The sequence below is a fragment of the Nostoc sp. PCC 9305 genome (assembly GCF_963920915.1).
Lineage (GTDB): Bacteria > Cyanobacteriota > Cyanobacteriia > Cyanobacteriales > Nostocaceae > Nostoc.
Window position 1 is genome coordinate 90,900 of the sequence record NZ_CAWUDN010000001.1, and the last position, 23,063, is coordinate 113,962.

15 protein-coding genes are annotated in these 23,063 nt (G+C 42.8%); 7 read left to right on the forward strand and 8 right to left on the reverse strand.

The annotated features are described in order from the left end of the window. Nucleotides 1-58: 58 nt before the first annotated feature. The 3 genes from ACM0OX_RS00375 (at nucleotide 59) to ACM0OX_RS00385 (ending at nucleotide 3,387) form a co-directional block, all read left to right on the forward strand. The gene (locus tag ACM0OX_RS00375) at nucleotides 59-973 is read left to right on the forward strand and encodes a cytochrome c oxidase subunit II (RefSeq protein ID WP_414512127.1); all 915 of its coding nucleotides are present in this window, start codon (nucleotides 59-61) and stop codon (nucleotides 971-973) included. A 13-nt stretch (nucleotides 974-986) separates the two neighbouring features. Continuing rightward, nucleotides 987-2,648, forward strand: a complete 1,662-nt coding sequence (gene ctaD, locus ACM0OX_RS00380; RefSeq protein WP_414512129.1) for a cytochrome c oxidase subunit I — start codon at nucleotides 987-989, stop codon at nucleotides 2,646-2,648. A gap of 136 nt (nucleotides 2,649-2,784) precedes the next feature. Beyond that, a complete protein-coding gene (locus ACM0OX_RS00385; RefSeq protein ID WP_334842311.1) occupies nucleotides 2,785-3,387 on the forward strand; it encodes a heme-copper oxidase subunit III in 603 nt (200 codons plus the stop codon). A gap of 114 nt (nucleotides 3,388-3,501) precedes the next feature. Here the strand turns inward: ACM0OX_RS00385 and ACM0OX_RS00390 are convergent, their stop codons facing one another. The 3 genes from ACM0OX_RS00390 to ACM0OX_RS00400 all read right to left on the reverse strand — a co-directional run bounded on the left by ACM0OX_RS00390 (nucleotide 3,502) and on the right by ACM0OX_RS00400 (nucleotide 6,006). After that, the gene (locus ACM0OX_RS00390; RefSeq protein ID WP_292723666.1) at nucleotides 3,502-4,098 is read right to left on the reverse strand and encodes a hypothetical protein; all 597 of its coding nucleotides are present in this window, start codon (nucleotides 4,096-4,098) and stop codon (nucleotides 3,502-3,504) included. A gap of 202 nt (nucleotides 4,099-4,300) precedes the next feature. Then, entirely contained in the window at nucleotides 4,301-5,653 is a 1,353-nt protein-coding gene (locus tag ACM0OX_RS00395; protein WP_414512131.1) for an OB-fold nucleic acid binding domain-containing protein, read from the reverse strand. A gap of 227 nt (nucleotides 5,654-5,880) precedes the next feature. Continuing rightward, nucleotides 5,881-6,006 (reverse strand): hypothetical protein, encoded by a 126-nt coding sequence (locus ACM0OX_RS00400; RefSeq protein ID WP_414512133.1) that lies wholly within the window; start codon nucleotides 6,004-6,006, stop codon nucleotides 5,881-5,883. Here ACM0OX_RS00400 and gatA point away from each other — a divergent pair. After that, entirely contained in the window at nucleotides 6,005-7,465 is a 1,461-nt protein-coding gene (gatA, locus tag ACM0OX_RS00405; RefSeq protein WP_334842319.1) for an Asp-tRNA(Asn)/Glu-tRNA(Gln) amidotransferase subunit GatA, read from the forward strand. The genes ACM0OX_RS00400 and gatA overlap by 2 nt on opposite strands. Before the next feature lie 170 nt (nucleotides 7,466-7,635). Here the strand turns inward: gatA and ACM0OX_RS00410 are convergent, their stop codons facing one another. Next, a complete protein-coding gene (locus tag ACM0OX_RS00410; protein WP_414512135.1) occupies nucleotides 7,636-8,100 on the reverse strand; it encodes a helix-turn-helix domain-containing protein in 465 nt (154 codons plus the stop codon). Nucleotides 8,101-8,393: 293 nt separating this feature from the next. Next, nucleotides 8,394-13,793, reverse strand: coding sequence for a Calx-beta domain-containing protein (locus tag ACM0OX_RS00415; RefSeq protein ID WP_414512136.1), 5,400 nt, complete (start codon nucleotides 13,791-13,793; stop codon nucleotides 8,394-8,396). A gap of 296 nt (nucleotides 13,794-14,089) precedes the next feature. On the opposite strand from ACM0OX_RS00415, the gene ACM0OX_RS00420 reads away from it, so the two are divergent. From ACM0OX_RS00420 to ACM0OX_RS00430, 3 genes are all read left to right on the forward strand, one after another. Next, nucleotides 14,090-14,233 (forward strand): hypothetical protein, encoded by a 144-nt coding sequence (locus ACM0OX_RS00420; protein ID WP_414512138.1) that lies wholly within the window; start codon nucleotides 14,090-14,092, stop codon nucleotides 14,231-14,233. A gap of 77 nt (nucleotides 14,234-14,310) precedes the next feature. After that, nucleotides 14,311-15,438 carry an acyltransferase family protein gene (locus ACM0OX_RS00425; RefSeq protein WP_414512139.1) on the forward strand — a complete coding sequence of 376 codons (1,128 nt, stop codon included), beginning with the start codon at nucleotides 14,311-14,313 and terminating at the stop codon, nucleotides 15,436-15,438. 263 nt (nucleotides 15,439-15,701) lie between these two features. Continuing rightward, nucleotides 15,702-16,406 (forward strand): CAP domain-containing protein, encoded by a 705-nt coding sequence (locus ACM0OX_RS00430; RefSeq protein WP_414512140.1) that lies wholly within the window; start codon nucleotides 15,702-15,704, stop codon nucleotides 16,404-16,406. 188 nt (nucleotides 16,407-16,594) lie between these two features. On the opposite strand, the gene ACM0OX_RS00435 is transcribed toward ACM0OX_RS00430, so the two are convergent. The 3 genes from ACM0OX_RS00435 to ACM0OX_RS00445 all read right to left on the reverse strand — a co-directional run bounded on the left by ACM0OX_RS00435 (nucleotide 16,595) and on the right by ACM0OX_RS00445 (nucleotide 23,005). Then, nucleotides 16,595-17,977 carry a carotenoid oxygenase family protein gene (locus ACM0OX_RS00435; protein ID WP_414512142.1) on the reverse strand — a complete coding sequence of 461 codons (1,383 nt, stop codon included), beginning with the start codon at nucleotides 17,975-17,977 and terminating at the stop codon, nucleotides 16,595-16,597. A gap of 130 nt (nucleotides 17,978-18,107) precedes the next feature. Beyond that, nucleotides 18,108-21,299 carry an efflux RND transporter permease subunit gene (locus ACM0OX_RS00440; protein WP_414512143.1) on the reverse strand — a complete coding sequence of 1,064 codons (3,192 nt, stop codon included), beginning with the start codon at nucleotides 21,297-21,299 and terminating at the stop codon, nucleotides 18,108-18,110. Between the two features lie 119 nt (nucleotides 21,300-21,418). Further along, the gene (locus ACM0OX_RS00445; protein ID WP_414512144.1) at nucleotides 21,419-23,005 is read right to left on the reverse strand and encodes an efflux RND transporter periplasmic adaptor subunit; all 1,587 of its coding nucleotides are present in this window, start codon (nucleotides 23,003-23,005) and stop codon (nucleotides 21,419-21,421) included. Nucleotides 23,006-23,063: the final 58 nt, after the last annotated feature.

The following is a 23,063-nucleotide window of genomic DNA, read 5'->3' on the forward strand; positions in this document are numbered from 1 at the left end:
CTAATACCCAATGCCCCATGCCCAATGCCCAATACCCAATGCCCAATAACCAAAGACCATGAAAATCCAGAAGATTTTAAATATTTTGACGCTGCTTACAGGCGCGATCGCAGTGACTTCTATGAGTCTCTGGATCGGCAAGCAGTCTTACTCTTGGCTTCCTCCCCAAGCAGCAGCCGAATCCCTACTCATTGATGATTTGATTAGCTTTTTAGTAACCCTCGGTGCCTTCATCTTCTTGGGAGTAACAAGTACTCTGATGTATTCTGTCATCTTCCATCGGGCAGTCAAAGATGACTTCACTGACGGCCCCCCGATTGAAGGTAACGTCGCCTTGGAAGTTGTCTGGACAGCAATCCCAATTCTGTTAGTCTTTTGGATTGCAAGCTACAGCTACCAAGTTTACGAACAAATGGGAATTCAAGGCCCATCGGAAATAGTTCACTTGCATAATCCCCTGGCAATGGAATCAGCTTATGCAGCACCAGCTAAAGCCTTAGCAGAACCCGTTGAGAAAATCGACGTATTAGCTAAACAGTGGGCGTGGGTTTTTCATTACCCAGAAAGAGATATTACCAGTACCGAATTGCATTTACCAAGCGATCGCCGGATACGTTTAGCACTGAAATCACAAGACGTTCTCCACGGCTTCTATATTCCTGCGTTCCGCCTCAAGCAGGATATTATCCCTAACCACGCGATCGACTTTGAATTTACTCCCATCCGCCCCGGACAATACCGATTAACCGATTCTCAATACAGCGGCACATACTTTGCGACGATGCAAGCGAATGTTATCGTCGAATCTCCTGAAGATTATCAGCAGTGGCTAGCCCAAGCTGCAACTCAAAAGCCATCCCCAGCAAAGAATCAAGCGGCTTCTGAGTATGCTCAAACATCCAATCAATCAGTCCAAACTGGTTGGGTTACAGTTCCACCTGCTGCACCTCCTCTAGTCAATTCACCTGGTTGAAAGGAAAGTAACCATGACTAATGTTCCTATTGAAGGCATCCTTCTCCCTGATGAGAAGCCTAACCACGAATCTCCGAGTAGCTGGAAAGAATACTTTAGCTTTAGTACCGACCACAAGGTAATTGGTATCCAGTATCTCGTTACCTCATTTTTCTTCTTTCTCGTCGGCGGTATCTTTGCGATGGTGATGCGGGGAGAACTGATGACACCCGAATCAGATTTAGTCGATCGCACTGTCTATAACGGTATGTTCACCATGCACGGCACTGTGATGCTGTTTTTGTGGACATTTCCCTCACTCGTTGGTTTTGCCAACTATCTAGTGCCCCTGATGATTGGGGCGCGAGATATGGCATTTCCCCGCCTGAATGCCGTCGCCTTTTGGATGGTACCAGTGGTTGGGATTTTGATGATGGGTAGCTTCTTCGTCCCTGGAGGCCCAGCCCAAGCCGGTTGGTGGTCTTATCCGCCAGTCAGTCTCCAGAATCCCACAGGTAACTTAATTAATGGTCAAGTTCTCTGGCTGTTAGCAGTGGCAATATCCGGCGTATCCTCAATTATGGGGGCAGTCAACTTTGTCACCACAATCGTCAAGATGCGGGCCCCAGGAATGGGCTTCTTCAAAATGCCGTTGTTTGTCTGGGCAGTCTTTAGCGCCCAAATCATTCAACTATTTGGACTGCCAGCACTGACAGCTGGTGCGGTGATGCTGCTACTAGACTTAACTGCTGGCACCGCCTTTTTCGACCCCGCCAAGGGTGGAAATCCAGTAATGTTCCAGCATTACTTCTGGTTCTACTCCCACCCAGCCGTTTACGTGATTATTTTGCCCATCTTCGGCATTTTCTCAGAAATCTTCCCAGTTTATTCACGTAAACCCTTATTTGGTTACAAAGTAGTTGCTGTTTCATCAATGTTGATTGCCGTAGTTAGCGGCATTGTTTGGGTACACCACATGTACGTCAGCGGTACTCCTGGCTGGATGCGGTTGATTTTCATGCTGACAACGATGTGCGTGTCTGTCCCCACAGGAATAAAAGTATTTGCTTGGGTAGCAACTATTTGGGGCGGTAAACTGCGGCTAAATACCGCCATGCTGTTTGCCTTGGGCGCATTAGTCATGTTTGTGTTCGCAGGAATCACAGGCATTATGCTTTCCTCCGTGCCCGTTGATGTCCACGTTAACAATACATACTTTGTAGTCGGACACTTCCACTACGTCCTCTACGGCACCGTGACAATGGGCTTATTTGCAGCCATCTATCACTGGTTCCCCAAAATGACCGGGCGGATGTACTCCGAAAGCTGGGGTAAAATCCACTTTTGGTTAGCCTTTATCGGCACCAACCTCAACTTTTTGCCCATGCACCCCTTGGGATTGCAAGGAATGTTACGCCGAGTTGCTTCCTACGCCCCAGAGTACCAATTCTGGAACATCATCGCCAGCCTCGGTGGATTTCTCTTAGGAATGTCCACCTTGCCCTTCATATTCAACATGGTGATTTCTTGGATGCAAGGCGAGAAAGCACCCGCTAACCCTTGGCGAGCAATCGGACTAGAGTGGTTAGTTTCTTCACCCCCCCCAGTAGAAAACTTTGAAGAAACTCCCATCATCATCTCCGAACCCTACGGCTACGGCAAATCAGAACCCCTAACAGCCAACCTCCCAGAATAACGCCAACCATCGGGAAGACGCAAAAACCCTCTGCGTACCTCTGCGCTTCCCTCCGCGACGGCAGTCGCTCATGGGGGAGACCCCCAAGACCGCGCTGCCTCTCCTTTGCGTTTCAAACTCCCCCTCAAAAACCAAAATGGACAGCTATATCAATTCCCACGAATTGCCCCACACAGCCGCAGAACATACCCACGACGAAGAAGGCAACAAAATGTTTGGCTTCATCGTCTTCCTCCTCTCAGAAAGCGTCATTTTCTTAAGTTTTTTCGCTGGATATGCCATCTACAAAACAACAACCCCTAACTGGCTACCAGCAGGTGTTTCTGGACTAGAAATAAAAGAACCAGCAATCAACACAGTAATTCTTGTTGCTAGTAGCTTTGTAATTTACTTAGCAGAACGCGCCCTTCAACGCCACGACTTAGTAAAATATCGCCTGTTTCTATTGGCAACAATGGCAATGGGAACTTACTTTTTAGTTGGCCAAGCGATTGAATGGAACGGCCTCGCCTTTGGTTTCACCTCCGGGGTATTTGGTGGAACCTTCTATCTACTTACAGGCTTCCACGGTTTGCACGTTTTCACTGGTATCCTGTTGCAGTTAATAATTTTGATCCGTTCTTTCATCCCTGGAAACTACGACACAGGTCACTTCGGCGTCAATGCAACTTCATTGTTTTGGCACTTCGTCGATGTTATCTGGATTATTTTGTTTGTCCTTATCTATGTTTGGCAGTAAAGATTGATGGGAAGGAAAACCCAGATAATTTCTCTGGGTTGGTGTATGTGGCATTGTTAATTACTTTTATGCCCCATACACCATTCACTGTAATAACTATATTTGGGTCTTAGTTCAACCTTTTAAATTCACCTTCTCCTCAAACTTTGACCCATCTTGATGAGATAAAAATTTTTCACTACTGTGATAACTTCTTCGCCATTGTTCGAGCTTATCTATAGATATTGATTTAGATGTGACATTCACACCATTTCCTCGCCAAGCAACTTCTGCATCTGTTGTGAAAACCCCGCACTCTAATTGATCTAGCCTCATATTCCAATATTCGCTAAATCTACCTTTTAAAGTGATGACTTGCTCAAATACCTTGTTTCTATGCTTATTTCTTCTTTTTCTTTCCGTTGCTCCAGTGGCTTCTGTATCAATAAACTTAGTTTCTATTAAAAACAGACTACCTTTAAAAGTCAGAAAGACAAAATCACACTTCCCTAAATCTGTATAATCTGAAATTGGAGACTTTTCAAATAACAGCAATTCAGCGCACGAGGGGAACAATTCTTTAATATTCAGAAATAAATAAGCTTGCAATAGAAGTTCCTTATCATAAGGAAACAAGATTACTCCTTCAAAAAATTTTTGAATGTCATCGTGAGTTTGGGGTTGAATTTTTTTACAGTATGAAACAAATCTATGTAGCTCGTTGACGATCATCAAGTTTTAACTCCTTCCCCCAGTCGCAGCCTTAAGGGTCTTAGCATAAAAAGATACCACTCCCTCAAAGAAATTATCATCAGCATAAGTAACTAAAAAAACGATTAAAATCCTCAATACTTAAGACAATTTACTGTTGACAGTTCAATAAAACTAATTTTCAAGCTGCTTTTCAGTATTGGTGGATTTTTTACACCTGGCCTCAGCTACCAGTCAGCGATTTTATATGAGCAGGAAAACTGGCATTTTGCAAAGCTTGAACAGTAATTCTAGAATCTTGTACACAAAATTGCCAACCTAAGCGAACAAGTTTACGAGAAGTTTCAGTTTGGATAATTCCAATCACTGGCATTTTTGCCTTTTCTTTGTCTACTGAATGGTCTTGCAAAATTGTTTTCAAGCGATGTAAATCTTCCATGTTACCTGCTTGTTGTGGATTTAATTCCACCATCACCATTTGTACTGTTTCCACTGGCTCTGCATCTTCAAGAATAAATTGAGTTTGCTCATCACGCCGATCTACTTTGCCCCAAATAATCAATCTAGTATCAACTTGCAGTAAGGAACTAATGCGTTCATAAGTTTTCGGAAAAACTACAGCTTCTGATTGTGTAGTGAGGTCTTCTATTTGCAATATTGCCATCTGATCGCCTTTTTTTGTCACCACTTTTTTGACGTTATTCAACATCACAACTGCACAAAGCCTTGTATCTTCTCTTTGTTCTCCCAGTTGTGAAAGGTTAATTGGTGTCAAAAGGGGTGCTATTTGCCGTAAGGATTTCAGTGGATGATCTGATACATAAAAGCCTAATAATTCTTTCTCCATCTGCAACTTTTTCTGTGGGGGTAAATCTGTCACAGGTTTAGATTTGGGAGCAGTTTCAAAGGCATTATTGGCTCTTTTATTCTGAGTTGCAGAAAAGCCGTCGCCCAATAAATCAAATAGATTCCCTTGACCACTAGCTCTATCTTTAGCACGAGATTGTGCCCAATCATACACTAATTCTGAGTCGTTAATTAACTGTTGGCGGTTGGATTCAATTTTGTCAAAAGCTCCACAGTAAATTAACGACTCCAGAGTTCGGCGGTTAACAGCACGCAAATCCACGCGATCGCAAAAATCAGCTAGTGATTTAAATTCTCCTGTCTCATTTCTCGCCTCCAAAATACAAGCGATCGCATTTTGTCCCACGTTACGCACTGCCGAAAATCCAAACAGAATCTTTCCTGCCGTTGGCGTAAAATCAACACCAGAGCGATTAATATCTGGTGGATCTATGGAAATCCCCATATTTGTACAGTTAGTAATGTATCTCTGTACCTTATCGGTATCGCCACTGTTAGCTGTTAACAGCGCCGCCATATATTCCAATGGGTAATTAGCTTTTAAATATGCTGTTTGATATGTTACATAACCATAGGCTGTCGAATGGGATTTATTGAAACAATTAGCAGCTATTAAGCCATTTTTTATCGTAAAATTATGGTCGCGCTCAACCCCAATGTCATAAACATTTTGTTTGCCTAAATATTTACGTGTGGCTATTTTTATCATCCTACCTTACCTCGAAAAATTTTGTGGAATTGAATAAAATTATGAAGTTTGTAGTATTAATAAGGTTGTAATACAAAATTATATCATTAGAAAACACTGCTATACTCTTACACAAAAGTAGCCAATATAGATGAAAACTTTGGCAAACTATTCAATAGATGGTTGATAGCCATGTGTTTGCTGTTTTTAAAAACTTATTAAACACATTTCAATACATATTAATCCGCTTAGTCAGATGAATGGGGAATGACAAGCAGAGGAGAATAAGCAATGCCCAAAGCCCAATAACCAATACCCAATTTTGACCAATATGTACTAGAATCAATGACTTGAGTCACAAAGAGAGCAATCATGGCATCCATCCGCGAGTTGCACCAACAGCTGGTAAAAAAAGAACGTTCTGCCGTTGAAATTACCCAAGAAGCTTTAGAGCGCATTCAAGCGTTAGAGCCGAAATTGCACAGCTTTTTATGTGTGACGGCAGATCGGGCATTAGAGCAGGCGGGTGCTGTGGATGCCAAAATTGCCGCAGGAGAAGAAATTGGGCTGCTAGCGGGCATTCCTGTGGGTATCAAGGACAATATGTGTACCAAGGGGATTCCTACCACCTGTGCCTCCCGGATTTTAGAAAATTTTGTGCCGCCTTATGAATCAACGGCGACGCAAAAACTGGCAGATGCTGGAGCAGTAATGGTTGGCAAAACCAACTTGGATGAGTTTGCAATGGGTAGTTCCACTGAAAACTCTGCCTATCAAGTCACGGCTAATCCTTGGGATTTGTCACGAGTTCCAGGTGGTTCTTCTGGGGGTTCTGCGGCGGCGGTGTCTGCCCAAGAATGTGTAGTTGCTCTCGGTTCTGATACTGGCGGTTCGATTCGCCAACCTGCATCTTTCTGCGGTGTGGTGGGGATGAAACCAACTTATGGTTTGGTTTCTCGTTATGGTTTGGTGGCTTACGCTTCGTCTTTGGATCAAATTGGGCCATTTGGAAATACGGTAGAAGATGCGGCAATATTGTTAAGTGCGATCGCAGGTTACGATCCCAAAGACTCTACCAGCCTAAAAGTTGCCATTCCTAACTATGCTGCTAGCCTAAAACCAAACTTCAAACCCAGAGGTCAGCTGAGAATTGGTATCATTAAAGAAACTTTTGGTGAAGGTTTAGACCCTGTAGTGGAACAAGCTGTTACCAAAGCAGTAGATCAACTACAAAGCTTAGGAGCAGAAATTCATATAATTTCCTGTCCCCGTTTTCGCTATGGCCTGCCCACCTATTACATTATCGCCCCATCCGAAGCATCAGCCAACCTGGCTCGTTACGATGGCGTGAAATATGGGTATCGCGCTCCTGATGCCGATAATTTGCTATCAATGTACACTCGTACCCGTGCCGCTGGTTTTGGTACAGAAGTCAAACGCCGGATTATGATTGGCACTTACGCCCTTTCGGCTGGCTATTATGACGCTTACTACCTGAAAGCGCAAAAAGTCCGTACTTTGATTAAGCAAGACTTTGAAAAGGCTTTTGGTGCGGTTGATGTGTTAGTTTGTCCCACATCTCCCACTACAGCATTCAAAGCAGGGGAAAAAACTACTGACCCCTTGAGTATGTATTTAACTGACTTGATGACTATTCCTGTGAATCTTGCTGGTTTACCTAGTTTAAGTTTGCCATGTGGTTTTGACGAACAGGGTCTACCGATAGGATTACAGCTAATTGGCAATGTGCTGCGCGAAGACCAGCTATTTCAGGTAGCTTATGCTTATGAGCAATCTACTACTTGGCATCTGCGTAAACCGCAAATATCTTGAAAATTGTCATTTGTCACTTGTACTGAGCGTAGTCGTTGGCGCAGCCTCTGTCTGCGACACGCTGCGCGAACGTAGAGAAGTATTGGTCATTTGTCATTGGTTCTTAATTCTTCTCCTCTACTCAGTAGAGACGCGATTAATCGCGTCTCACACTCTTTCTGCTTTTTTGGTCATTTGTTAGTCTGATTACTGACTATTGACTGTTGATTATTATCTTCTGGAGTCAGAGATTCAGCTGTAAGCTGTGGACTAAGTATATGAAGAAGACCAGCAGATGCACCGACCAATAATAAAATATAGGTCATAACAAGAGGGATGTATGTATTTTGTTTGTTGTCTGAGTTGTGGTGAGCATTTTTAGAATCTTGACAGACAACATTGGTTATAAGGCTGTACGATAAAGCATTTCCATCCAGCCCTAAAGCATCTCCATAACGACGGATGAATCCTTGCAGAAAAATCGGTTCAGGCAATTCTTCAAATCGATCTTCTTCTAACGCTTGCAAAATACCTACTCGAAGCATTGTCTGAGAGGCTATTTCTTCTATGCGGATAGATTTTTCTTGTCTTACTTGTCGTAAGCGTGTGGTTATTTGCTTTAGTTGCTCTACTTGAGCTTCATTTAAGAGCGTCACAGTCTTCTCCTGTATGGGCTAATTCTACTATTCATTGAGAAGACTTAAATCCGCATACGTAATTTTACTAGATATTTGATTTTAGGATAAATTTTTTTGATAATGGCTTAATCCTGGATTTTAAAATGCTAGTCCAATTCTAGCTAAGTATATTTTTTGTTACATTTGGTACTTTTTAGCCAAAAACCTGGGCGTGAAAATTAATAACCCGCAACTTATAATACAAGTATTTTGCCAACGCCTACCTGAGCTGGGATAATTGCAGCGATCGCTAATATTCTGCTCAATAACGATTAGTCATCATTCTTGATTGTGCCAACTCCTTGGTTATTATTAAATGTGGCATTTGCTGCACCATAAATATTGACAAAAAATGTTTCATTGGGTTCAACTTTATTATCACCTCTGACGCCAATACTAATAACTTTGCTGGTTTCGCCATAGTCAAAAATAATTGTCCCCAGCCCAAAATTGTAATCCGAGTCAGATTCTTTCGCAGTACCATCACTCGTACTATAATTTACAATCACCCGTTGATAAAATTCATTCGAGAGAGTGACGACAAAATTAGCATTAGTTGTCATCCCTGTTGTGCCTTCTTTGACTGATACATCTGCAATGCTAATGGTGGGGGGAGCATCATCATTTGTGATAGTAGCCACTCCCAAGCTATCAGTAATTGTGGTGTTTGTAGGGCCGAAGAGATTAACAGAAAATGTCTCGTTGGTTTCAGCTTTGCTATCACCTATGACACCAATACCAAGAGTTTTGGTGGTTTCGCCAGGATTGAAAACGATTGTCCCGGAAGTAGCGTTGTAATCAGAGTCAGAAGTTTTCGCAGTGCCATCACTCGTGTTGTAATTTACAGTAACCTGCTGTAAACTCGGTGCGGAGAGAGTGACGATAAAGTTAGCATTAGTTGTTGTGCCTGTGTTACCTTCAGCAATTGAGACATCCGAGATACTGACAGTTGTTGGGTTGTCATCATCAATGATGGTAGCGATTCCTAAAGCATCTGCGATCGTTGCATTTGTCTCACTTGAAAGATTGACAGAAAATGTCTCGTTGGCTTCACTTTGGTTATCGCCGATGACGCCAATACTAAGAGTTTTGCTAGTTTCACCAGGAGCGAAAATAATTGTTCCTGAATCAGAGTTGTAATCAGAGTCAGCAATTTGAGCAGTGCCATCACTCGTATTGTAATTTACAGTAACCTGCTGATAACTAGGATTGGAGAGACTGATAGTAAAGTTAGCATTACTTGTTGTGCCTGTGTTGTCTTCAGTAACAGAGACATCCGAGATGCTGATAGTTGGTTGGTTATCATCGTTGATGATGGTAGCAACTGCTAAACTATCTGCGATCGCGGCATTTGTTGCACCCAAAAGATTGACGGAAAATGTCTCGTCAGTTTCAAATTTGTTATCGCCTACAACACCAATGCTAAGAGTTTTACTGGTTTCGCCAGGATTGAAAGTAATCGTCCCCTGAGTAGAATTGTAATCAGAGTCAGCAACATCAGCAGTGCCATCACTCGTGTTGTAATTTACAGTAATCTGTTGAGAACTAGGATTAGAAAGACTGATAGTAAAGTTAGCATTAGTTGTTGTACCTGTGTTGTCTTCAGTAACAGAGATATCCGAGATGCTGATAGTTGGTTGGTTATCATCGTTGATAATAGTACCAACTCCTAAACCATCTGCGATCGCAGCATTTGTTGCAGCCGAAAGATTCACAGAGAATGTCTCGTCAGTTTCAGTTTGGTTATCGCCTATGACGCCAATACTAATAACTTTGCTCGTTTCCCCAGGATTGAAAGTAATCGTCCCCTGAGTAGAATTGTAATCAGAGTCAGCAACTTGAGCAGTGCCATCACTCGTGTTGTAATTTACAGTAATCTGTTGAGAACTAGGATTAGAAAGACTGATAGTAAAGTTAGCATTAGTTGTTGTGCCTGTATTGCCTTCGGTAACTGAGACATCTGAGATACTGATAGTTGGTTGGTTGTCATCATCAATGATGCTACCAACTGCTAAATTATCTGCGATCGCGGCATTTGTCGCAGCCGAAAGATTGACAGAAAATGTCTCGTTGGTTTCAGCTTTGTTATCACCGATGACACCAATGCTAATAACTTTGCTCGTTTCCCCAGGATTGAAAGTAATCGTCCCTAAAGCCGAGTTGTAATCAGAGTCACCAACTTGAGCAGTGCCATCACTCGTGTTGTAATTTACAGTAATCTGCTGATAACTAGGATTGGAGAGAGTGACAATAAAGTTGGCATTAGTTGTTGTGCCTGTATTGCCTTCAGAAACTGAGACATCCGAGATACTGATAGTTGGTTGGTTATCATCGTTGATGATGGTAGCAACTGCTAAACTATCTGCGATCGTGGCATTTGTCGCACCCAAAAGATTGACAGAAAATGTCTCGTCAGTTTCAAATTTGTTATCGCCTACAACACCAATGTTAAGGGTTTTACTGGTTTCGCCAGGATTGAAAGTAATCGTTCCAGAAGCCGAATTGTAATCAGAGTCACCAACTTGAGCAGAGCCGTTACTCGTGTTGTAATTTACAGTGATCTGCTGAGAACTGGGATTAGAAAGACTGATAGTAAAATTAGCGTTAGTTGTTGTACCTGTGTTGCCTTCAGTAACAGAGACATCCGAGATGCTGATAGTTGGTTGGCTATCATCGTTGATGATATTTACTGTAGCCGAACTGTTAATAATTGTGGAATTTGGCGCTCCAGTTATCAGGCTGGGGTTACTCAGGATAATAGTAATGTCTTCATTGAGTTCAAATGTGTTGTCACCCAAAACATCGGCTGTAATTGTCTTTGTGGTTTCCCCAACAGCGAAGCTTAAAGTTCCAGATGTAGCAGTTCCTCCACCCGTAATTTGAATATTGTTATAGTCACTGCCAAAAGTTGCCGTACCACCAAAAGCATAATCTACGGTGCTAGCGACGCCAATACCACCACTGCGAGTAACCGTGAAGGTAAGAGCTTGAGTACCACTATTACCTTCAGTTAAAGTTGAAGTGGGAGTGGAAATTGCATATTGAATCGCATCATTAGCAGCAATATTTAGAGTAGTTTCAGTTATTGTCCCCAAATCAGCCCCTGTTAGCGTGCCGAAGTTGAGTACAACTGTTTCTGCATTCTCAGGTAAATCGTCTGGGTTAATAGTAAAAGTAATTAGCTGTGTTAAATTTGCGCCTGTTGCGCCAGCAGTAAAAGAGATGGTAGCGGGGGAAAAAGTGTAATCGTTGCCACTACTAGCCGTGCTACTGTTTTTGACGACAATAGGAACTGTGACAGCGGTTTCAGGAGAGGCATTTAAGGTAACAGAAATAGTTACTGTAGTGGCAGTACTATCTTCTGTTGTATTGTACGTAGCAGCACCAAAGCTGACTTTTGGAAGTACATATTCAAATGCTCCAATGTCAATTCTGCTGCTTTCAATACGGTTAAAATCTGTGCCGCGTTGGTCGGTAGTTAAGCTACCATTGTAAGCGGGATCGCCAGCATTCCTGGCAAGACTGTTAAAGTATAGAGCGTGAGTTTGTGTCGAACCACCATAATCTCCTAGTGGTTTGAGTCCGGGGTTGGGGTTAATAATATCTGTACCCGTACCCAAAGTCCCCGATATTTTACCAGTAATTTTGCCAATCAGGTTGTAAGCATTACCATTGAAGTTGGCACCAGAGATATCGGCTCCTTGATTACCTAAATCAATATTGCCAGCAATGATGCTATTGCTAATGCTCCAAGTACCAGCAGATCTATAAATGCCGCCACCATTACCTGTGTTATTGTTATCGCTATCAGCGGTGTTGCCAAATATAGTGCTATTACTTACTGTGCCACCGCCAGAATAGATACCGCCGCCATTGACTTTTGCGGTGTTACTGGAAACAGTGCTATTAGTAAGTGTGGTGGTAGTACTGCTGTAGATGCCGCCACCATTAGTGTTCGCTGTGTTGCCAGAAATAGTGCTATTACTAGCTGTGACACTACTAGTGCTGTAGATGCCGCCGCCACTAGCGTTCGCTGTGTTGCCAGAAATAGTGCTATTACTAGCTGTGACACTACTAGTGCTGTAGATGCCTCCTCCAAGGGAAGCTATGTTGCCAGAAAGATTACTATTGCTGACTGTGACACTACTAGTGCTGTAGATGCCGCCACCGTTATTATTACTGCCTGCATTTCCCCCAGTTATCTTCAACCCATCAATTGATAGGGAGGCACTGGCATTAAAAATACGGGAAGTATTGTTACCACTGATGGTGAGTTTATTCGCCCCAGTTCCTTGAATGATGACTCCTTCAGTGATACTCAATTCCCCAGAAGTGAGGGTAATGGTGTCGGGGGTAGCATCACCGAATATCCCAGTCGGATCAAAGATAATTGTCTCAATCCCTGGATCGTTATTGGCATTGATAAGAGCTTGCCTTAACGAACCAGTACCACTGTCATTGATGTTAGTTACTATGTAGGTGGTGTTATCTACTTTGATAGATACATCGTCAATGGCTAAACCATGATCGTTGCCTCCATCATCTATATCTTCCCAACGCAATATAATCTCTTCACCATTAGCGATTGGGGTCGCTAAATTAAATATTACAGGCGTTATAACAACTTGATTGGCAATCAAATTGCCATTCAGGGCACCCGCAGTTGTAGTTGCAATTGGTCCGGTGAAATCTAGCGAGGTGACAGGCGTCCATGTTCCTGTTGTTAAACTTGTGATAGTTGACCCAGTTTGATAACTGAATTTCAACTGTTGCTGTGATGTATTACCACCATTACGCCATTGCTCACCTGTGTAACTTACTTGCAACTTAGTAATTGCTAAACCTGTGTTATTTTGGAGGCGCAACCCATAATAAATAGTTCCTGTACTACCAGAAGCTAGAGAACCAAGTGCCCGGTCTGGGTTATTAGAACTACCAAAACTGTACAATCCACCTGTGTTATTACTGCCAGTACCAGGGCTGTAAGTTGTTCTCGTAGAATACCAGCCCGAAATAGTTGAATCATTAACCCAAGTTGGTGTTCCAGAAATAGCTAATGAGTTAAAGTTTTGAGAGTATGTGCCAGTAAAAGTAGCGGGCAAAATCGATTGATAAGCCTGTATTATTTCAGGTTTAAATGCCAGAGAAGCCTCAATTTTCCCTGTCTTCACTTCTAAATCCCAGTCGCCACCTAAAGCTGCACTTCCGGTTTTGTCAGTGGAAGCGGCAACATCTGCTCCAGTAATTTGGCTAATCTGCTGTACAAATTTTGTGCCTTCACCGCTGGCTACATCACAGCCATAAAGTAGGATGTCAGCCTTATCAGTTAAAGCACTTGCCCACTTTTGTAACTGATTTTTGTAGCTATCCAGATTGCTAAGGTTGAAGTTGATTGACCCTAGCTGCAAACTCCCCACACTTCCGTGGGAAACAATGTGAATTGATTGAACTGAATTGGATTCACGTTTTGCTAGAAACTCGGTAATTTGTGCTAAACCGTCTCTATTGGCATCAAGAATAACAACTTCACTACCGAGTGTGATACCAGCCATTAAGCTTTGGTAATCTATAACTTTTGGATCTATAAAAACAATATTTGTGCTTGCATCTATTAATTTTATAGTAGACTTGTTTCTGGTTTTAGGATGATAACTTTCTGGCTGTTTTATCATAATTATTATTCCTTAAATATAATTTATTAGCTTTGGCTTAGTAATATTTATCGTGCATAACAAAATAGAAAGTGAATGACTCTGCATTCGCTTTCATTCCCAAATTAAATCGGTAATTAAACCTTTTATCTAATGAGACAAAACCGCGATATTTTTAGTTTTTATATAAGCAAGCACGCCTTGAGTAAAGTTAGCTGTTTTTTAATCACAGCTTTTGTTTATAGCAATTTATACTAAGCCTAGTGACAATACAACTGCATTTTTACTTAAATAACGATGGAGAGATTGGTTGAAATTTGAGTATATCTAGCTTTATTAACAGTTCTGGTACTACCAATGCTTTTTGGATAGCTAAAACTGTGGTCTGGGTGCGATCGCGTACTTCTAGTTTCGTACAAGATAGTATGGGCAGGAACCTTGATGAAAACTATATTTGGTAAGTAGACCTATAAATTTTGCTTGCTTACCTGCATCAAGCGGAGTAATTTAGATACTCATGTAACATAAAATTCCGCTTATGCGCCTGACTTCACTGGATGTTTTTCGCGGCATTACCATCGCTGCAATGATTCTCGTCAATATGGCGGGTGTCGCAGATGATGTATATCCTCCCTTAGCCCACGCCGATTGGCATGGCTGCACACCAACGGACTTGGTATTTCCCTTTTTTCTCTTTATTATCGGTATAGCGATGACTTTCTCGCTGTCAAAATACACCGAAGGCAATAAACCAACCTCAGCTGTTTACTGGCGGATATTGCGCCGTGCCGCTATTCTCTTTGCCTTGGGATTACTACTAAATGGCTTTTGGAATCAAGGTATTTGGACTTTTGATTTGAGTAGTATCCGCATTATGGGAGTGTTACAGCGCATCAGCCTTACCTATCTGCTGGCTTCTCTAGCTGTTCTCAACCTTCCGCGCAAAGGTCAATGGATACTAGCAGCAGTGCTACTCATTGGCTACTGGCTAACGATGATGTATGTCGCAGTGCCAGAATATGGTGCGGGAGTTTTGACGCGAGAGGGTAATTTTGGCGCTTATGTTGACCGCCTGATTATTCCCAAAGCACATTTATATAAAGGTGATAGTTTCAACTTTATGGGAGATCCAGAAGGACTTTTCAGTACTATTCCCGCCATAGTAAGCGTCCTCGCTGGCTACTTCACTGGTCAATGGATACGCAGTCAACCTGTACAGTCACGTACAAGTATCGGTTTAGGATTATTTGGAGTCGGTTGCTTAATTATCGGTTGGACGTGGGGATGGACATTTCCTATTAACAAAAAGCTGTGGACAAGTTCTTATGTAGTATTTACAACAGGTTGGGCGTTACTATTGCTAGCAGCTTGTTATGAACTTATCGAAGTACGGCTGATGCGTCGCTGGAGTAAACCTTTTGAAATTATGGGCTTAAATGCGATCGCTCTTTTCGTTGCATCGGTTTTATTAATTAAAATTTTAGTCAAAACTACTATTGGCACTGGCAAAGACGCTCCCAGTACCTACAATTGGATTTACCAGAATTTTTTCGCATCTTGGGCGGGAGTGCTGAATGGTTCCCTGTTATTTGCCTTAGTCACCGTGTTGTTGTGGTCGGCTGTTGGTTTTCTGATGTATCGGCAACGTTGGTTTCTGAAAGTGTAAAAAAGATTTTTGTTATTATTTACGTTTTAGTGTTTTCAATGTTACAACAGGTGTTAAGTGATAGATTGTAATACTTTAGGAACAAAGGCAATCGCAACTTTATCAATATTATTAGCGCGTTAATCTGCGCTTTCTTTAGCGAACTCACTTAAGTCCTGATATCGTTTCTAACGGCAGAAGCGTGTACAGATTTATCTGTGCGTTTAAAATTCTTATTTCTTCTAATTCACTAAATTAATCCATAAAAAATTGTGAGGTAATGGATGCGTCGCATGAAATTTTGGGTATTTTTGCCAATTGCCTTAATATTCGGCTGCTCAGATCAACTGTTTCAATCTAACCCGTCTGTAGCCAACTCTAACCCAGCAGTAGTTGAACAAACTAGTCCAACTTTATTAGCAAAAGCGAGTTACCTTTCACCATTGGAACAACAGGTAATTGTTGAAACAAATAAGGTAAGAACAAATCCTAAAGCATACCTCCCGATTCTGGAAAACTATAGAAAGCGCTTTGAGGGGAACCGAGTCAAAATTTCTAATAATACTTATCTGCGAACTCAAGAAGGAGTTAAGGCAGTTGATGAAGCGATCGCATTTCTCAAATCAGCACGTCCTGTAGGAGCCTTGAGTGCATCTAAGGGTATGTCTTTAGGAGCAAAAGATCACGTAAAAGACCAAGGCCCAAAAGGTGCTATAGGTCATGATGGTAGCGATGGTAGCAACCCATTTACTCGCATCAACCGCTATGGTAAGTGGCAAACAACCGCAGGCGAAAATATCAGTTATGGGCCAAACAGCGCTCAAGATATTGTTATGCAGTTAATTATTGATGATGGTGTGCGCGATCGCGGCCATCGAAAAAACATTTTTAATGGAGCTTTTAAAGTCTCTGGTGTTGCTTATGGAACTCACAAATCATATAGAACAATCTGCGTGATTGACTACGCTGGCGGATATAGGGAAAAATAATTTGCGTGCGCGGCAGATGTAGAGACGCGATTTATCGCGTCTTGAAAGACCAATAATCCTTAAGATATACCTGGCGATTAGAAATCGCGGTTACACAAGCCAAGTCCGCATACGCTGACTCAAAGAATTTGAAACCCGCTTAAGCGAGTTTTGTCTGTGTAAACACGGTTTCTAACTGCCCATTGAGCTTATTCCCCAGGAAACCAAGCACCATGAAACCCATAAGGCACTCGCTGAGGAATTATCACCCGCGCTACAGGTTCAGCTGTTACATCTTGGGCATTCACTACTACTAATTCTGAAGTATTTGAACCCTCATCGTGGACGAAAGTTATGAGCCAACCATCATCCTCAGCCGTTGCACCAGGACGCGGCGCAAATACAGCTTCACCGTTATAGCGCCCCTGCCCAAATTCATGTGTTTGGGATTTTCCACTGCTGAAGTCGTATTTGATGATACCGTCAAATAAAGGTACGGGACTGTTTGCCGCTTTGTTAGTGTAGCCATATCGGTTTTGTCGCCCCAATCGGTTTTCGTTGACGCGGGGAAATTCAGAGGCGACATCATCCAACATCTCTTCACGCACTGAACCAGTGCTGAGGTTAAATCGCCAGCGATGCAAACAGGGTATATTTGCGTTTGGATCGGGTTGCGAATCATCAGAACTCAAAACAGTTGTAGAACTCATGCGACAGGCAATCAGCACTACTTCGTATCCCTCTTCGTAAGCGTTGAGGGTATGAAAGACGTAGCAAGCAGGACTTTCAAACCAGCGGATATTACTGTTGTCACCGTGACGTGGTACAATGCCAAAGCGACTGGGGCGATCGCGCTCAAACATCATTACAGGTTCTCCCCGTTGCGCTCTTTCAGGGTTAAAAGTCAGCGGCAAATCCATGAAAATGGTATAGTTTTCAGTGATAGCAAAATCGTGCATCATCACCCCTATTGGCAACTCAATTGGCACTGTCCGCAACAGTTCACCTTCTGCTGAGACCACGCTATATTGCAGATACGGTGGCGCAAATAGAGAATAGCCAAAAAAGATCATTTCCCCTGTAACGGGGTCTACCTTGGGATGGGCTGTGAAGGCAGAAACCAGCTTGCCATTGTAGGTGTACTCGCCAATGGTTTCTAATTCAGGCAGCTTGATGGCATGAGGTTTACCTCCCTCGTTCAACGCCAGCATTTGACCACCGTGCCACACTAAGGCAGTATTGGCAGTATTTTTGTAAGCACCGTAAGGATTATCTATCTGTGGTGGTTCTAACAATCCACTCCAGATAGCCTTACCCGCTTCTCGTTCTTTTTTCCATCCGACTGTCTGGATGTAGCGGTTACGATAAGTGGCTATGCCGTTGCTAATTTGCACACCATGCAACATCCCATCCCCATCAAACCAATGATATTGACCGATAGGCGTCCATTGAGGGTTGGGGCCATTCCGCACAAACATCCCTGAGAGGTCAAGCGGTAATTCACCGATGACTGGCAATTGGTCGGTGGTGATTTCTTTATGGACTGGAGCAAAATTGTCATTGAGATAAGCATTGACTGCTATTGTTACCATTGTCTTGATTTCAGCGTACATTCGTACTATACATTCTGGTTTGTTATCATGCCCACATGGAAATTTTGAGAGCGTTGTCGAATTTTTGCAAGTTCCTAAATTTATCTACTTCAATCGATAACGAAGAGAATCAATCCTCAGCTTTTGGTGAATATACAGCAGTACTACCATTCAATGACACTGCTTCTACTGGTACTTCTTGATGCCTATTTGGTTTGATAAATTGCTCTGTTATCGTTTTAATTACGATATACAAAATCGGGACGACGAACAAACTCAAGAAAGTAGCGATTAACATTCCTCCAAAAACTGCTGTTCCCAAAGATTGACGACTTCCCGCCCCTGCACCTGTGGCAATAGCTAAAGGAAAAATCCCCAAGAGTGTAGAAAAAGCAGTCATCAAAATTGGGCGTAACCGCTCTTGTGAAGCCTCAATAACTGCTTTGGTAATCGAAAGTCCTTGGTCTCGTAATTGGTTAGCAAATTCTACAATTAAAATTGCATTCTTGCTAGCTAAACCGATCAACATTACTAGACCAATTTGACAATAAACATCATTCGCAAAACCCCGTATTGATTGAGCAATAAGCGCTCCAAATATAGCTAAGGGAACAGATAACAGAATGATAAATGGGTCAACATAGTTCTCGTATTGAGCGGCTAGTACCAAAAACACAAAGATTATTCCTAATCCAAATATCAGGGGTGCTAAACCACCAGAATCGATTTCTTCTAATGCAGTTCCTGACCATTCGTAACCATAACCAGCAGGTAAAACTTCTTTAGCAACTTTTTCCATTGCTTTAATTGCGTCTCCAGAACTAGAACCAGGGGCGGCAGCACCATTAATTTCAATTGAGCGGAACAGATTGTAGTGATTTATCGTTTGCGCTCCCACAGTCGGAGTAACTGTGACTAAGTTACTCAAAGGAATCATTTGATTCTTTTGAGAACGAACATATAGTTTACCAATATCTTTTGGATTGGAACGAAACTGTTGATCCGCTTGGATATACACCCGATAATTGCGCTGTTGGAGATTGAAATCATTGACATATTGCGATCCCAAAGCAGTTTGTAAAGTACTGAAGACATCATCTATGGAAACTTGCAATGCTTTGGCTTTGTTGCGGTTTACTTCCACAAGCAATTGTGGTGTATCTGCGGCAAAGGTGCTAAATACAGCTTGTAATCCTGGTGTTTGATTAGCTTTACCCAGCAACTGACCCATCGACTGGACTAGATTTTCTAAGCCACTGTTACCTCTGCGGTCTTGCAGTTGAAAAACAAAGCCGCCAAAGTTGCCTAAACCCTGAATTGGTGGCGGATTCACAGGAAACACCCTAGCTTCTGGGATTGCCAATAGCTTCCCTTGCAATTTGCCAATAATCGCCTGTACTGATTGATCGGGTCTTGAGCGTTCTGCCCAAGGTTTTAAAGTTGTAAAGATGATGCCGCTATTGGCGGTGCTACCACTAAAACCAAATCCTCCCACGGCGAAAGTCCCCAGGACTTCTGGAAGTGGCAGGATTTCTTTTTCTACCTTTGCCATGACATCGCTGGTATATTGCAGCGAAACTCCTTGAGGCCCTTGGATAATGGTGATGAAGTAGCCTTCGTCTTCATCGGGTAGAAAGGCTGTCGGTACTGTGGTGTACAGCCAAGCAGTCATTCCCAAAGAAATGATAAACAGTCCAATGACGATGCTTTTGAATCGTACCATCCAGGTAAGCGATCGCTCGTAACCCGACCTTACCGATTCCAAGAACCTATTAATCTGGTCAAAAATCCAACCCAGTAAGCCTGAAGGTTTTTGTCCTTGACGCAGCAGCAGCGCACATAAAGAAGGTGTCAGCGTCAAAGCTAGAAATGTCGAAATCGCAATGGAAAAAGCGATCGTCAGCGCAAATTGCCGATAAAGTGCGCCTGTGGTTCCCGGAAAAAATGCCACTGGCACAAACACCGCCATCAATACCAGTGATGTGGCAATAACTGCACCAAACAGTTCCTTCATTGATTCACTAGCAGCTCGGCGAGGACTAATTCCTTTATCCTGAATAAAACGGCTAATTTGCTCCACCACCACGATCGCATCGTCTACCACCATCCCCGATGCTAAAGTTAGACCAAACAAAGTCAAACTATTAATGGAAAAGTTAAAAACTTTGATGAAAACAAATGTCCCAATTAGTGCCAGAGGAATAGTCAATGCTGGAATTAAAGTGGTTCGCCAATCCTGCAAAAACACAAAAATTACAATTACAACCAGCACTACCGCTTCAATTAGAGTCTTGACCACTTCTGTCATCGACTCTTCCACAAAGGATGTTGTGTCAAAAGCTACCTGATATTCCATTCCTGGTGGAAAGCTCGGAGCCAATCGCTTCATTTCAGCTTTGACTCCTTTCGCTACATCCAAGGCATTACTGCCAGGAACCTGATAAATCCCTAAACCTACAGCATCGCTGCCCCGAAATCGCAGAAATGTATTGTAATTTTCTGCCCCCAGCTCGGCTTTACCTACATCTTTGAGCTTGACTAACGTACCATCGTCTTGAGTTTTCAGGACAATTTCTTCAAATTCTGATGGTTCTGCTAATCGGCTGGCAGCACGGACATCAAGTTGATATCTTTGTCCTTCAGGAGCTGGTTCTTGTCCAATTCTCCCTGCACCGACTTGTAAGTTTTGTTCAGATAAAGCATTCGCTACATCCTTGGTTGTTAGTCCCCGACTGGCAAGGCGGCTCGGATCTAACCACAAACGCATTGCGTAGCGGCGTTCGCCAAAAATTTGAGCGTTGCTTACCCCTTTAACTCTTTTTAAAGCATCTGCTATGTAAAGGTCAGCATAGTTGCTTAAAAATATATTGTCGTACTCTTTATTTTTAGCGAATAAACCAATTGCTAAGAGAATGTTGCTAGATTCTTTAGATACTCTTACACCCGTGCGCTGCACAGAGTCGGGTAGTTGTGGTTGGGCAACAGAAACACGGTTTTGCACATCCACAGCCGCAATATCTTTATCCCGTGATGAATCAAAGGTGGCTGTAATGGTACTTGTACCATCGTTACTGCTGCTAGAAGTCATATATCTTAGACCCTCAATCCCGTTGATTTGCCTTTCTAAGATATTTGTCACCCCGCTTTCTACGACTTCTGCACTAGCTCCGCTGTAGTTGGAGGTTACACTAATTTGGGTGGGACTAATTTCTGGGAACCTCGCGATTGGTAGTGTGGGAATACTGATTAATCCGATTAAAAGGATGACGATCGCACATACCGACGCAAAAATTGGCCGCTTAATAAAGAAGTCAACAAACATAGTTTAAAAATTGGGCTTTGGGTATTTGGTATTTGGTATGGTGCATCGGGGCATTGGGCATTGGTTATTTCCCCCTGCTCCTCTGCTCCTCTGCCCCCATGCCCTCATCTTCTCTTCAGCTAAGGCTTCTGGCTACCAACTTCTTCTGTTTCAGGAGTAATGGGAGCGCCATTGGTTAAGTTAAGAATGCCGGAAACAACAATTTTGTCCCCTGCTTTTAGTCCTTCGATAACTTGATAATTATTCCCCTCAATAACTCCTAATTTCACCGGTTTTTGTTGAGCTACCAAAGCTGGCGCTCCAGGTTTAGACTTTTCCTGCGGCGCCTGCGCCACAAATACAAAAGTCTCTCCACCCAAGCGAGATATTGCTGTAACTGGAATTAAAATTCCTGGACGTTCGTTCCAGATCACTTTGGTTTGCACTGACTGAAGATTGAGCAGTCGATTTCTTAAATTGCCAAAGTTGGCTTTTACCAAAACTGTCTGCGAATCGGAACTAGCATTTGGGGAGATAAAACTGATTTTACCTGTTGCGATGGGTTTGTCTTGGACATCGAGCATTTGCACAGGTAAGCCTAAGCGCAACTTTCTGGCTTCGGCTACGGGAACGGAAATATTTAGTTCTAAAGAGTCGTTTCTAGTTAGTGTAGTCAGTTGATCGGCTTTTTCCACATAATCTCCCACCTTTGCTGGAATATCACCAACAATGCCAGTGAAAGGTGCTAGAACTTTTGTGTATTGCAATTGGACTTGGGCGGCTTGAACTTGGGCCGCTGCTTGAGTTACTTGCGATCGCGCTTGGGCAATTTCTTCTGGACGGGAACCATTTTCTAGTTGTCTTAAGTTTTGTTTCTGTTGTTCTAGGGCACCAGCTAGCTCGTTGATACTATATTTTCTGCTTTGACGGAGTTGGTCTAGGCGTTTCTGGGCTACAACCAGAGCAGCTTCAGCACTTTGCTGTTCTTTGACATATCCTTCTAAGGTATCTTGGGAAACTGCGCCCTCTTTTCTCAATTGTGCATATCGCTTGGCGCGTGACTGTGCTAGTTCGACATCGGATTTCGCTGACTGAATTTGAGCCTCAGCCTGAGCAATTTCTTCTGGTTGCGATCCCGATTGGGCATCTCTAAAGCGAGCTTGGGCTTGGGTTAACTGCGCTCTAGCTTGAGCAACTTCTTCTTGTCGCGTACCTGCTTTGAGTTCGGCAAGACGTGCTTGGGCTTGTTGGAGTGAGCCTCTAGCTTGTAACAATTGAGCTTGGACATTATCACTTTGCAGACTAATAATGACTTGTCCTTGTTGAACGCGGTTGCCCTCTTGGATGAAAATCTCGGTAATTCGCCCTTCAACCTGTGGCTTGATGATTACTGAACGTGGAGCCTCTAAGGAGCCAATAAACTCCGAACTTTCTTGAACGGTTTCAGTTTTCACTGTCGCTAGCTTGACTGGAACTGCTCTAGGTTGACTAGCATTTGCTTCAGCACCACCTTGTGCTTTGTTAGCATTACTAGTTTGCCACCAGCGCCAACCAAAACCTACACCTGCAATTAATAAGACGATTCCTAATAGTAGGGGCCAACGACGTTTTTGAGGTGGCTTAGGCGATCGCTGTGGTAATTGTTGCGACTCTTGACTAGAATCAGTAACAGCAGGCTGTTCTATTTCAATGGGTAAGGGAGAGTCAGGGAACTCAGAATGGGACATCTTCGTTTTCTCGTCTTATGGATTTAGACTTGGGCAATCTACTCTTTGCTAAAAAAGC